This window comes from Halobacterium sp. DL1, assembly GCA_000230955.3.
Taxonomy (GTDB): Archaea; Halobacteriota; Halobacteria; order Halobacteriales; family Halobacteriaceae; genus Halobacterium.
On record CP007060.1, the window covers coordinates 1,815,801 to 1,827,435 of the forward strand.

At 69.2% G+C, this 11,635-nt stretch carries 15 protein-coding genes; 8 read left to right on the forward strand and 7 right to left on the reverse strand.

The annotated features are described in order from the left end of the window. Positions 1-45 precede the first annotated feature (45 nt). Positions 46-468 (reverse strand): hypothetical protein, encoded by a 423-nt coding sequence (locus tag HALDL1_11150; GenBank protein ID AHG04093.1) that lies wholly within the window; start codon positions 466-468, stop codon positions 46-48. 57 nt (positions 469-525) lie between these two features. After that, a complete protein-coding gene (locus HALDL1_11155; GenBank protein ID AHG04094.1) occupies positions 526-885 on the reverse strand; it encodes a hypothetical protein in 360 nt (119 codons plus the stop codon). Positions 886-1,008: 123 nt separating this feature from the next. Here HALDL1_11155 and HALDL1_11160 point away from each other — a divergent pair, with 123 nt between their 5' ends. The 6 genes from HALDL1_11160 to HALDL1_11185 are packed head-to-tail and all read left to right on the forward strand — an operon-like array spanning position 1,009 to position 5,198. Next, on the forward strand, positions 1,009-2,082 hold the full coding sequence (locus HALDL1_11160) for a histidinol-phosphate aminotransferase (protein AHG04095.1): 1,074 nt from the start codon (positions 1,009-1,011) through the stop codon (positions 2,080-2,082). Then, positions 2,079-2,585 carry an adenylate kinase gene (locus HALDL1_11165; protein AHG04096.1) on the forward strand — a complete coding sequence of 169 codons (507 nt, stop codon included), beginning with the start codon at positions 2,079-2,081 and terminating at the stop codon, positions 2,583-2,585. The genes HALDL1_11160 and HALDL1_11165 overlap by 4 nt, the downstream gene beginning before the upstream one ends. Beyond that, positions 2,582-3,181 carry a CDP-diacylglycerol-glycerol-3-phosphate 3-phosphatidyltransferase gene (locus HALDL1_11170; GenBank protein ID AHG04097.1) on the forward strand — a complete coding sequence of 200 codons (600 nt, stop codon included), beginning with the start codon at positions 2,582-2,584 and terminating at the stop codon, positions 3,179-3,181. Before HALDL1_11165 ends, HALDL1_11170 begins: the two co-directional genes overlap by 4 nt. Positions 3,182-3,235: 54 nt before the next feature. After that, positions 3,236-3,766, forward strand: coding sequence for a transcriptional regulator (locus tag HALDL1_11175; protein AHG04098.1), 531 nt, complete (start codon positions 3,236-3,238; stop codon positions 3,764-3,766). Between the two features lie 34 nt (positions 3,767-3,800). Next, positions 3,801-4,448 carry a triosephosphate isomerase gene (locus tag HALDL1_11180; GenBank protein ID AHG04099.1) on the forward strand — a complete coding sequence of 216 codons (648 nt, stop codon included), beginning with the start codon at positions 3,801-3,803 and terminating at the stop codon, positions 4,446-4,448. A gap of 45 nt (positions 4,449-4,493) precedes the next feature. Further along, positions 4,494-5,198, forward strand: coding sequence for a 3-oxoacyl-ACP reductase (locus tag HALDL1_11185; GenBank protein AHG04100.1), 705 nt, complete (start codon positions 4,494-4,496; stop codon positions 5,196-5,198). A 15-nt stretch (positions 5,199-5,213) separates the two neighbouring features. On the opposite strand, the gene HALDL1_11190 is transcribed toward HALDL1_11185, so the two are convergent. The 5 genes from HALDL1_11190 to HALDL1_11210 form a co-directional block, all read right to left on the reverse strand. After that, on the reverse strand, positions 5,214-5,486 hold the full coding sequence (locus HALDL1_11190; protein ID AHG04101.1) for a hypothetical protein: 273 nt from the start codon (positions 5,484-5,486) through the stop codon (positions 5,214-5,216). 30 nt (positions 5,487-5,516) lie between these two features. Next, positions 5,517-6,761, reverse strand: a complete 1,245-nt coding sequence (locus HALDL1_11195) for a DNA polymerase IV (protein ID AHG04102.1) — start codon at positions 6,759-6,761, stop codon at positions 5,517-5,519. Between the two features lie 61 nt (positions 6,762-6,822). After that, a complete protein-coding gene (locus HALDL1_11200) occupies positions 6,823-7,119 on the reverse strand; it encodes a hypothetical protein (protein AHG04103.1) in 297 nt (98 codons plus the stop codon). 2 nt (positions 7,120-7,121) lie between these two features. Continuing rightward, positions 7,122-7,397, reverse strand: coding sequence for a DNA-binding protein (locus HALDL1_11205; protein ID AHG04104.1), 276 nt, complete (start codon positions 7,395-7,397; stop codon positions 7,122-7,124). A 127-nt stretch (positions 7,398-7,524) separates the two neighbouring features. After that, a complete protein-coding gene (locus tag HALDL1_11210; GenBank protein AHG04105.1) occupies positions 7,525-8,292 on the reverse strand; it encodes a GTP cyclohydrolase in 768 nt (255 codons plus the stop codon). Positions 8,293-8,658: 366 nt separating this feature from the next. Between HALDL1_11210 and HALDL1_11220 the strand changes: the two genes are divergently transcribed. Together HALDL1_11220 and HALDL1_11225 are read left to right on the forward strand one after the other, a co-directional pair. Beyond that, positions 8,659-10,047, forward strand: a complete 1,389-nt coding sequence (locus tag HALDL1_11220) for a glucose/sorbosone dehydrogenase (GenBank protein AHG04106.1) — start codon at positions 8,659-8,661, stop codon at positions 10,045-10,047. A gap of 378 nt (positions 10,048-10,425) precedes the next feature. Then, a complete protein-coding gene (locus HALDL1_11225; protein AHG05305.1) occupies positions 10,426-11,532 on the forward strand; it encodes a hypothetical protein in 1,107 nt (368 codons plus the stop codon). Positions 11,533-11,635 lie beyond the last annotated feature (103 nt).

The following is an 11,635-nucleotide window of genomic DNA, read 5'->3' on the forward strand; positions in this document are numbered from 1 at the left end:
AGTTCTCCCGGTGAGGCTGGCCAACGGGAAAGAGTGAGCGGTACCTCAGATACCGCCGAGGAGCGCGCCGGCGTCCAGTAGGAGCAGGACCGAGAGCAGGGCCCCGCCGTACAGCAGGCCGGTGGCGTCCTCGCCGTCTTCGACTCTGCTGCCGGCTACCTCAACGACGCCCGCGAGGAGGAACCAGAGCACGACCATCGCGACGACGAGGAGGCCGCGGTCGGTGCCGGTGAGCGCGTCGCCCTCCGTGTAGCCCGCGAGCGTGAGCATGTAGCCGCCGGTGAGGAACAGGAGGAGCGCGCTCGCGCGGGAGACGTTCCGTAGGCGGCTGGCGACCGCGTCCCTGGCGGTCGCCGGGAGCTCACCCGAGAGCCCGGGCAGGGTGAGTGCAGCGAACAGGACGCTCCCGGTCCAGAGGGCGGCGAACAGGAGGTGCGTGGCGTACACGACTGTCTCGGTGAGTGCCATGTCCACCCCTCCGGAGGGAGCCGCCGTAAAACGCGGGGATTGCAGCGAGCGAGGGTGTCAGAGCCCGGGGACGCCGACGGCGCCGAAGCTGGATATCTCGAGGACGGCGAGGATGTAGAGGACGACGAGGGAGGCGAGCCACGCGATGAGCGCGATGGCGAACGCCCTCCCCCACCCGCCGGGGTATCGGCTGTTGATGACCCAGACGTAGGCCAGCAGCGTCAGTAGCGGCCCGAGGAACGGTATCCAGCCGATGAAGAAGCCGACGACCGCCCAGACGAGGGCGCCGATGAGCGCGGTGACGACGGCGTAGCCGAAGTCCTCCGTGTCGGCGATTGCGCGCGCACCGACGTAGATGCCGAAGGCGCCCACGAGCAGGCTGACCGCGAACACGACGAGTGACTCGATAAGTGCCATGGCCGGCAGTTGGCCGGCGACGCCCTTTACAATGGTGTTCCTACGAGAGCGCCGCGCTGATAACCACCGGCTACCCGGCCGCGTGAAGGCACGCTTAAGGCCCGCCCCCATCTTCTCCCGGGCATGCAACTCCGGGACCTCTCCGACCACGTGGAGTACCGGGCCGGTCGGGGTATCGAGGAGGTCGCTCGCGAACTCGGCCGCGAACCGGGCGAGTTCGTGAAACTCTCCTCGAACGAGAACCCCCACGGCCCGAGTCCGAAGGCCGCGAGCGCCATCCGCGAGAGCGCCGCGGAGGTCCACCGCTACCCGAAGGCCGTCCACGCCGACCTGACGGCCGCCGTCGCAGACCACTGGGACGTCACCGACGAGCAGGTGTGGCTGGCCAACGGTGGCGACGGCGCGCTCGACTACCTCGCGAGAGCGACCCTCGACCCCGGCGACATGGTGCTCGTCCCGTCGCCAGGATTCACCTACTACGGGATGAGCGCGCGCTTCCACCACGGCGACGTCGCGGAGTACAACGTGACCGAGGACGACGGCTTCGCGCTCACGGCCGACAGCGTCCTCGACGCCTACGACGGCGAGCGCGTCGTCTACCTCACGAGCCCCCACAATCCGTCGGGCGGGCGGTTCTCCCTCGACGACGTCGAGCAGATCGCCGACGAGGTGGGCGAGGACGCACTCGTCGTCGTCGACGAGGCGTACGGCGAGTTCGCCGACGCGCCCTCCGCCGTCTCGCTGCTCGGCGAGCGCGACGACGTGGCGGTCCTCCGCACGTTCTCGAAAGCCTACGGGCTCGCCGGCGTTCGTCTCGGGTACGCCGTCGTCCCCCCGGAGTGGGCCGACGCCTACGCCCGCGTGCAGACGCCGTTCGCCGCGAGCGCCGTCGCCTGCAAGGCCGGCCTCGCGGCGATGGACGACGACGAGCACGTCGAGAAGACCGTCGAGAGCGTCGAGTGGAGCCGGGAGTACATCCACGACGAACTGGACGCGGAGACCTACGAGAGCCACGGCAACTTCGTGCTCGCGAACGTCGGTGACGCGACCGAGGTCACCGACGCCGCGAAGCGCGAGGGCGTGCTGGTCCGGGACTGTTCGAGTTTCGGCCTCCCCGAGCACGTCCGCATCACCTGCGGGACCCGCGAGGAGACCGAGCGCGCCGTCGCGGTGCTGAACGAGGTGCTCGCGCGGTGAGAGTGGCGGTCACTGGGACGCCCGGGACGGGCAAGACGAGCGCGACGGACCTCCTGAAGACGGACCTCGACGTGCTCCACCTGAACGACCTCATCGAGCGCGAGGGACTGTTCACGGAGGTCGACGAGGCCCGGGACAGCAAGGTCGCCGACCTCGAGGCCGTTCGGGACTGGCTCGAAGGCGAGGACGACGTACTGGTGGAGTCTCACCTCGCGCACCTCCTGGACGTCGACCGCGTCGTCGTCCTCCGGTGTGCGCCCGAGGAACTGGAGCGCCGCCTGACCGAGCGCGGCGAGCCAGCGAAGAAAGCCGAAGAAAATGCCGAGAGCGAGTCGCTCGACGTCATCCTCTCCGAGTCGGTTCGCATCCACGGCGAGGGCAATATCTACGAGATAGACACCACGGACCGCGACCCGGAAGCGGTGGCGGCGGCAATCGAGGCCGCGATTTCGGGCGACCGCGACCCCTCCGCGGGCGACGTGGACTTCACCGACTACCTATGACGCTGGACCAACTCCGCCCCCTCGCGAACCGCGCGCTCCGGCCGTGGGTCCGCGGCGCGAAGGCGGTCGGCGCGACCCCGAACGGCGTCAGCGTCGTCGCGTTCGTGTTCGCGGTCGGCGCGGGTGCGGCGTTCTACGTCGCCACGCCGCTGGCGTACGCCGTCGGAGCGCTCCTCGTCTTCCTCAACGGCTGGCTCGACCTGCTCGACGGCGCGCTCGCGCGGGAGCTCGGCACCGACTCGCTGGCCGGCGACCTGCTCGACCACGTGCTCGACCGGTACGCCGACGTCATCGTGGTCGCGGGGCTCGCCGCCGGCATCGGGCGCTACGACCTCGGCCTCGCCGCCGTGACTGGCGTCCTGCTCACGTCCTACCTCGGGACACAGGCCCAGGCTGTCGGCCTCGACCGGGTGTACGGCGGCCTGCTCGGGCGCGCGGACCGACTCGCGCTCGTCGGCTTCGTCGGGGGTTTCACCGTGTTCGTGCCGGCCGTAGGCGGATTCTCGCTGGTGGCCTGGCTGCTCGGTCTCTTCGCCGTCGTCGGCCACCTCACGGCGGTCCAGCGGTTCGTCTCCGCGTGGCGGCAACTCGCCTGAGTCCGGTGACGGGCCGGGCGTGCCATTTAAACGTGCCCCCGGGCAAGTAGCGGTATGGTTCAGTGCGAGATGTGTGGTGCTGACGTTCCGAACCCGAAGACCGTGAAGGTCGAGGGCGCGGAGTTGGACGTCTGCGACGACTGCGCAGACTTCGGCACTGAGGTCGAGCAACAGACCTCCAGCAGTACCAGCACGAAGTACTCGACGTCCTCGTCGTCTGGCGGTTCCTCCGGTTCGTCTGGCGGGTCCTCCGGCTCCTCTGGCGGCCGCCGCCGCAGGGACATGTTCGACGAGATGGATGAACTGGCCGGCGACTACGACGACCGCATCCGGAACGCCCGCGAGGCGGAGGGACTCAGCCAGGAGGAACTCGCCAGCGAACTCAACGAGAAGGCGAGCGTCATCCGGAAACTCGAGCGCGGTGCCAGCCTCCCGAGCGACGACGTCAGGGAGAAAGTCGAGAAACACCTCGGCATCGTCCTCACGGAGTCCGGAGACACCAGCGACGAGGAGTGGTCCTCCGAGAGCGACAGCGCGGGGCTGACCCTCGGCGACAAGGTCCGGCGGAAGGGCGACGACAGCTAGGAACTTTTTTCGACCGGGCGGACGGTTTTCCGGTATGTTCGTACTCGTCAACCTGAAGGCCTACCCCTGCGACCCGGTCGCCGTCGCGACGGCCGCACGCGACGTCGCCGCGGAGACAGACACGACAATCGCCATCGCGCCCCAGACCGCGGACCTCGCGCGGGTCGCGGAGACGGGCGCGACGACCTACGCCCAGCACGTCGGCCCCGTCGAGCACGGCAGCCACACCGGGAGCGTGCTCGCCGAGTCAGTCGCGGACAACGGCGCGACCGGGACGCTGCTCAACCACTCCGAGCACCGCCGCAAACTCGCGGACATCGACGGCAGCCTCGACGCCGCCGAGCGCGTCGACCTCCACACCGTGGTCTGCGCGAACAACCCCGAGCAGGTCGCGGCCGCCGCGACCCTCGGCCCGGACGCCGTGGCCGTCGAACCGCCCGAACTCATCGGCACCGGGACGCCCGTCTCGCAGGCCGACCCGGACATCGTGGAGGACGCCGTCGCCGCCGCCGAGGCGGTCGACCCGGGCGTCGACGTCTACTGCGGCGCGGGCATCAGCACGGGCGACGACCTCGCCGCGGCGCGCGACCTGGGCGCGAGCGGCGTGCTGCTCGCGAGCGGCGTCGCCAAGGCCGACGACCCGCGGGCCGCCCTGGAGGACCTCGTCGAACCGCTCGCCTGAGTACCGCCAGCACACACTTTTCTCGGGCGGCGCCGAAGGACGCGCATGGACACAGAGCACGTCGCGATCGTGACAGCCGCGGGTCGGGGAATCGGAGAGGCCTGCGCGCGCCGGCTGGCCGAGGACGGCTACACGCCGGTACTGCTGTCGAAGTCAGGCGCCGCCGTGGACGTCGCCGAGGACCTCGGCGGCGTCGGCTTCGAGGGGTCGGTGACCGACAGTGACGACCTCGCAGCGCTCGTCGACGCCGCCCACGAGCGCTACGGTCGCATCGACGCCGTCGTGAACAACACCGGCCACCCCGCGACCGGCGACCTGCTCGGCATCACGGACGACGAGTGGCACGACGGTCTCGACCTCGTGCTGTTGAACGTCGTGCGGATGGCCCGTCTCGTGACGCCCATCATGCGCGAACAGGGCGGCGGTTCCATCGTGAACCTCTCGACGTTCTCGGCCTACGAGCCGAGCGCGGAGTTTCCCGTCTCATCGGTGCTCCGGGCGGGTCTCGGGAGTTTCACGAAGCTCTACGCCGATCGGTACGCCGCCGACGCCGTCCGCATGAACAACGTGCTCCCGGGCTTCACGGACAGCTGGGACGTCGACGACGAGACGGCCGCCGAGATTCCGATGGGTCGGCCCGCGGAGACCGCGGAGATAGCTGACGCCGTCGCCTACCTCGTCTCGTCGGACGCCAGCTACGTTACGGGGCAGAATCTGCGCGTCGACGGCGGCCTCACGGACTCCGTGTAGCGACGGCAGAGTCGGTCACGCCGACTCGATGACGTAGCCGCCGTCGTGCTCCCGCAGTACGCTCTCCTCTCGCATCTTCACGATGGAGCCAGTCGGCTGGCTCTGGCGTTCGTGGTCGGCGTCCGTGCGGAGGAGGTGGCCGACGACCTGCGCCGAGGGTGGGGCCTGGGCGGCGCCGCAGTCGTAGATGGTGAGGAGCTGACCGCCGTCCTCGGCGTCGTAGACGACGACGTGGGCGTGCCGGGCGAGTCGCCACGTCCCCTCCTCGACCTGCGGGAGTTTGTTCACACGCGCCGTAGGTGGAGCCGGGCCAAAAACCTACTCGAAGTCGCCGAGTGACACCTGTCCGTCGCGGTCCGACTGGTCGGACTCCCGGTCCCGCTCGTAGCTCCCCCGGTCCAGAGTGCCGTCGTCGCCAGCGGCCGCGTCGGCGAAGCCGTCGAGGTTCGCCTGCTCGCGCTCGGAGAAGTCGAGGTTCGAGACGCGGACCCCGACCTTCCGGACGCGCTCGTCGGCGAACTCGTCGAGGAGGTCCTGGGTGACGTCCTCCACCAACTCGGAATCGTCGACCGGGCCGGGCAGGGACTCGGCGCGCGTGTGCACGTCGTACGGCGGCGTCACGACCTTGATGCCGATGGTGCGGTAGAAGGCGTCCTTCCGGGTGGCGCGGTCGGCGACCGCCTCCCCGAGCGTCCGGGCCTGCTCGCGGACGCGCTCGAAGATGTCGGTCGCGCCGTCGAAGGAGGACTCCCGGGAGAGACTCTTCGGTTTGCCCCGGGGTTCGACGGGCCGGTTGTCGACGCCCCGGGCGCGCTGGTGGAGTTCGCGGCCGCGCTCACCAAAGCGCTCGACGAGTTTGTACGGGTCGGCGGCAGCCAGGTCGCCCGCGGTGTCGATGCCCATCTCGCGGAGTTCCCGCGCCCGAACCGGGCCGACGCCGTGGACGTCGTCGATCTCGATGGGTGCGAGGAACGACTGGACCTCGTCCGGCTGGACGACGACGAGTCCGTCGGGTTTGTCGTGGTCGCTGGCGAGTTTCGCGGTGCTCATGTCGGGGGCGACGCCGACGCTCGCGGGGACGCCGACCTCGCGCTGGATGCGCTGTTTGACGTGGCGGCCGAACCCCTCGGCGACGTCCCAGGCGGTGCGCTCGGTGACGTCGAGGTACGCCTCGTCGATGCTCACCTCGCGGACAGTGTCCCCCAGTTCGTACAGAATCTCCTTGACCTCGCCACCCACTTCCTGGTAGAAGTCCATGTCGACGGGTCGGTAGTAGCCCGCGTCCGGGTTGTCGGGTTCCTCGGCCGTCCGCGGGAGGTTATCGAGGGCGGCGCCGATGGCCTGGGCGCTCTCGACGCCGTACTCCCGAGCCTCGTAGCTCGAGGTGGCGACGGCGCCGATAGTCTCGCCGGCCTCGTAGCCCATCCCGACGACGAGTGGCTCGCCCTCGAGTTCGGGTTCGCGCAGGCGCTCGCAGGAGGCGTAGAAGCAGTCCATGTCCACGTGGAGGACGATGCGCTCCGCGCGGTCCGGCGCCCCGGGCAGTCGCTCGCCTGCGGGCATCACTCGCGGGTGAGAGCCCCGCCCAGATAAACGACCGGGTGCCGGCCTTTCGGCGTCGCGCTCACCGCAGTGTCACCCACGAGAGCGCGACGACGGCGACGAACTGCAGCGCGCGTAGCACGAGCACCGCCGTCTGGACGCTCGGGTCACCGGAGTAGAGCATCTGGGTGCTGAAGAAGTAGTAGAGCGCGACACCGTTCTCCAGGGCGAGCACGGCGCTGAACGCCACCAGTCCCAGAACGAGCGGCGTCCGGAACTCGAAGTAGTTGCGGACCCACACCGACGCGAGGACCGCGAGCAACACGAGGTTGACCGCCGCCAGCGCGCTCGCTGCCAGCAGTTCGGTTCCCATCGCCATTGTCACTCCAGGTGTTCCGCGACGTCCTCGAAAGCGTCGCGGTGGGCCTCGAATCGGTCGGTGAGGAAGTACAGTTCGCCGTAGTCCTCGCCACCCGCCTCCACGACGTCGTGGTCAGCGAGTTTGTCGAGGTGGTAGCGGACGGTGTTGTAGTCTACGTCGAGCATGTCACTCAGTTCGTTCGCGTTGCGCGGGCGCTCGTCGAGCGCGCGGACGAGGCGCGCCCGGTTCGCGCCGCCCCTCGTCCCCACGAACAGGTACCACAGCGCTTTCTCCATGCTTCGGTGGCGTTATCGGTCGTCGCATTCGTCCAGGCTCACGTCCGACGGTGGGCAGCGTACACAGTTCACAGTTTCTCAAAGTCTCTCTAGAGTTGTCCGAAGACGCCAGCCCACGGCGATAAAACTACCGCCCGGCCAGAATCTCGACGGCGGACTGCTCCTCGCGGGCGTCCTCGAGGGCGTGTTTCGCGCCCATCCCCGCGTCGTGGGGGGAGACTCCGTGGCCGACGCCGACGCGGAGGTCCACACCCGCGGCCTCGCGGACGTGGTCGATGGCGTCGGCGTAGTCGGCCTCGGTCAGCGCCGGACAGACCGCGATGATGTTGTCCCCGCCCACGAAGAACGACAGCGAGTCGTGGGCGTCGTGCATGTACTTCATCAGTTCCGCGTACCCCTGCTCGATGTGGATGAACGAGGAGAACGCGTCGAGTTCGTCGGTGTACTTCCCGGTGGCGTCGACGACGTCGAAGTGAGCGATCTGGACGTCCTCGTCCGTGCGCTCGGACTCCTCGATGGGCTGGCCGAGCAGCGCCTCCGTGCGCTCGGCGTCCTGTGCGCTCCCCTGGTCCTGGAGCGCCGCGGTGGCGTCCACGAGACCCTTTGCGGGGGAGGCCCCGGTGCCGATGGAGAGGCTGACGGTGACCGGGTAGCGGTTGCGGATCGACTCCTGGATTCGCGCGTGGTCCTCGAGGTCGAGGCCGTTGGTCACCGCGAGCATGTTGTCGAAGCGCGTGAAGAAGACGTAGCCGTCGCGCATGCCGAACGCCTGCGAGAGGTCGGCGTAGAGGCGCGACTGGAGCGTCTGGAGGTCCACTTCCCGGCGCGGCGTCGGCGTCACGGTCCACGGGCCGTAGTTGTCGAGCTGGACGAGAGTGACCTGCGTGTTCGTCACGGGTACCGGGAGTCAGTGCGGCGGGGGTATATCGGTTTTGGATTGCGTTCCAGATGTGTTCGGCGTTCGGGGGTAGAACGGAGGGGCTGGCTCAGTGCGTGTGCGAGATGGAGACGTCGCCGCTCGAGTCGGAGCGCTACGTGCCTCGACGCCCTTGAAGAAGCCCCGAATGGCCATCTAGTGGCTCGTCAGGTCGCCGGGACGCAGGCCCCACACGTACGCGCCGTCCCGGTAGCCGTCCTCAGTTCCGTCACCCACCTCCGCGTCGCGACCGTGTCAAACACTAACAGTCTGGAGGGCGTACCGTCCGTATGCAGTACTGGTCCTCGAACGGCCGACAACAGCCCGCGCCAGCGGGGTCGGTGGATGACTGACCGTCGGCTCTCCCGCCGCGCGGTTCTCGAAGCGGGCGCGGCACTCGGCCTCGCCGGCGTCCTCTCTGGCTGTCTCGGCGAGACGGGCGGGAACGCCGCCCAGCCGACGACCACCGCCGACACGGCGACCGGGGACGGCACGACCAGCGATACAGGTCTCCCGGAGAGCGTCGGCACCGAGTTCGTCGCGGGCGGGTTCGCCGCCCCAATCGACGTGGAGTTCGGTCCCGGTGACTCCGGTCGGACGTTCGTCGCCGACCAGGTCGGTGTCGCCTACGTGGTGGCATCGGGCGGCGTCCGCGACGAGCCGTTCCTCGACGTCCGCGACCGGATGGTCGAACTCAGCGGTTACGAGGAGCGGGGGCTGCTCGGACTCGCTCTGCACCCGGATTTCCAGTCCAACGGCCGCGTCTTCGTGCGGTACAGCGCGCCACGGACCAGCGAGACGCCCGACGGCTACGACCACACGTTCGTCCTCTCGGAGTTCCAGGCCGGCGAGGACCTGACCGTCGACCCGGCCACCGAGCGGCGCCTGCTCGAGATACCCCAGCCCCAGTCGAACCACAACGCCGGCAGCGTGCTCTTCGGCCCCGACGGCTACCTCTACGTCGGCGTGGGCGACGGCGGTGCCGCGAACGACGCGGGCCTCGGCCACGTCTCGGACTGGTACGAGGACAACGACGGCGGCAACGGACAGGACGTGACGTCGAACCTGCTCGGCAGCGTCCTCCGCATCGACGTCGACGAGACGGGCGACGGGATGCCGTACGCGATTCCAGAGGACAACCCGCTCGTCGGCGAACCGGGGCCCGACGAGCAGTACGCGTGGGGATTCCGGAACCCCTGGCGGATGTCGTTCGCGGGCCAGACGCTGTTCGTCGCGGACGTCGGCCAGAACCGCTACGAGGAGGTGAGCGTCGTCGAGCGCGGCGGCAACTACGGCTGGAACGTCAAGGAGGGGACCCACTGCTTCAGCGCGAACTCCCCGGGTTCGCCCCCCGAGAACTGTCCGTCGGAGACGCCGGACGGCGACCCGCTCCGGAACCCTGTCATCGAGTACTCCCACTCGAGTGGCGACATCGACGGCGTCTCCGTCATCGGCGGCTACCGCTACTCGGGGAGCGCCATCCCGGGGCTCGAGGGACGGTACGTCTTCGGCGACTGGCAGTCCGGCGGCGACGTCTACGTCGCGACGCCCGCCGAGGAGGGGCTCTGGCCGATCGAGCGCGTCTCGCTCGGGCACGCCGGGGAGAACCCGCCGGGCCAGTACCTGCTCGCGTTCGGGCGGGACCAGGACGACGAACTGTACGTCGCGACGACCGGGTCGGCAGCGCCGAGGGGCGAGAGCGGCGCGGTCCACCGACTCGTCCCCACCGAGTAGCGCGGGTGCGGCGCGGTCCGCGAGGCGCTCCGGACGACACTGATTTTCTGATACCTGTTCCACCGTCACCCCTGTCGTCGCGGTGCATTCCACGTACCGTACTTTGCCGGCTAGTTACATACCAGATGATTTCAATTCGCCCCAGTAAGCCCCGCTTACTCCCGATAACGTCAGTCTACTGTGATAGGACGTTAAGTCAGTCAGGTCCAATGGCGGACCATGCACCGCCGCCAGTTCCTGGGCCGGGGCGCCGCAGTAGGCGGTGCTTTACTTGGGCGTAGGTCCGTCCTGTTCGCCCAGCGGAACCTGGGTCTGGGCGGGGAGACGGCCCGCTCGGGCGGTAGCCTACCGCCGCGTGACGAGGACATCTCCGGTGAGGTGACTCGCGTCGCGGGCACGGACGTGGCGGTGGAGGTTACCTGCCACGAACCGCGGTCCGGGTTCGAGGTCGTCGTAGTCCGCCGGGAGTATCCGACCGGAGCAGTTCTGGGCCGCGGGGTCAGCGAGGGGCTGCAAGCGCCGGTGGGCGGTCGGTCGGCGACGGTCGACGTCGCGGTCCCGCGCGAAAACCGCGACCCTGGAGCCTGGTTCTACGAGGTGTACGTCAGGCCCGCTGGAGAGGACGAGGTCGCGGCCTACCTCTGCGAGTCCGCGCCGTTCCAGTGGGCGGACGCGACCGGAAGCGAGGTCGTCCCTGCGGACCGGGTGACTGACGCGCACCCTGCTGTCCGGGGGACGCGGTTCGAGCGTCGGCTCTCGGGCAACGACTACGCGCTGACGTACCGGTGGCAGAACGAGGACGGCGACGTCTGGGCCGTGGATTACCGGCTCCGTCGGTCCACCCACGAGGCCGCGGTTGCCGCCGAGCGCGGCTACACGACCACCTACGAGGGGTCGCTGTCGAGTCCGGTCGCGAGGGATTTCGCCGCGACGCTGGCGCAGGACGCACGGTGTATCTCCAGGGAGGCGAGCGGCGAGGACGAAGAGGACGAGTTCTCGTTGGCCGACCTCGACGCGGGGAAACGCTTCGACGTGGTCGTGCGGTTCGTGCAGGGGCTTCGCTACGCACGGGACGCCGAGTCGCTGGACACGTACGACTACCACCGCACCGTCGAGGAGACGCTCGTGGCGGGCGTCGGCGACTGCAAGGACTTGACCTACCTGCTGGCCGGACTGCTGTCGGCGGCGTTCGACTGCGAGACCGCGCTGCTGTTCCAGGCGGGCCACCTGATTCTCGGCGTCGAATCCGACGACGTGCCGTCGGTACCCTACAGCGTGGACACGCTCGCTCTGGGTGGCCGCGAGTTCCTCGTCGTGGACCCGTCGCTGCGCGGCCCCATCGACTTCTACCCAGACGACCCGTTCGTCGCGGCCTACGGCGACGGCGAGTGGTTCTACACCGACCCAACCGCGATGGGAGCGGGAGTGGACGACGTGATCCGCGACTGGCTGGAGAAGACGGACGTGACGCCACACGTATTCTGAGTCCACCGTGGCGCTGCCCATCGCTCGCCGTTCTCTACGTAGCGAGCGAGAACGACGCCGAGAGCAGCGTCAACAGCGTCGACATGGCGATTTCTTCGGTGGT

What these genes read in the sequence shown, in the direction of transcription:
- HALDL1_11150 (AHG04093.1), bottom strand. Translation starts at nt 468, where the DNA reads ATGGCACTCACCGAGACAGTCGTGTACGCCACGCACCTCCTGTTCGCC.
- HALDL1_11155 (AHG04094.1), bottom strand. Translation starts at nt 885, where the DNA reads ATGGCACTTATCGAGTCACTCGTCGTGTTCGCGGTCAGCCTGCTCGTG.
- HALDL1_11160 (AHG04095.1), top strand. Translation starts at nt 1,009, where the DNA reads ATGCAACTCCGGGACCTCTCCGACCACGTGGAGTACCGGGCCGGTCGG.
- HALDL1_11170 (AHG04097.1), top strand. Translation starts at nt 2,582, where the DNA reads ATGACGCTGGACCAACTCCGCCCCCTCGCGAACCGCGCGCTCCGGCCG.
- HALDL1_11175 (AHG04098.1), top strand. Translation starts at nt 3,236, where the DNA reads ATGGTTCAGTGCGAGATGTGTGGTGCTGACGTTCCGAACCCGAAGACC.
- HALDL1_11180 (AHG04099.1), top strand. Translation starts at nt 3,801, where the DNA reads ATGTTCGTACTCGTCAACCTGAAGGCCTACCCCTGCGACCCGGTCGCC.
- HALDL1_11185 (AHG04100.1), top strand. Translation starts at nt 4,494, where the DNA reads ATGGACACAGAGCACGTCGCGATCGTGACAGCCGCGGGTCGGGGAATC.
- HALDL1_11195 (AHG04102.1), bottom strand. Translation starts at nt 6,761, where the DNA reads ATGCCCGCAGGCGAGCGACTGCCCGGGGCGCCGGACCGCGCGGAGCGC.
- HALDL1_11200 (AHG04103.1), bottom strand. Translation starts at nt 7,119, where the DNA reads ATGGCGATGGGAACCGAACTGCTGGCAGCGAGCGCGCTGGCGGCGGTC.
- HALDL1_11205 (AHG04104.1), bottom strand. Translation starts at nt 7,397, where the DNA reads ATGGAGAAAGCGCTGTGGTACCTGTTCGTGGGGACGAGGGGCGGCGCG.
- HALDL1_11220 (AHG04106.1), top strand. Translation starts at nt 8,659, where the DNA reads ATGACTGACCGTCGGCTCTCCCGCCGCGCGGTTCTCGAAGCGGGCGCG.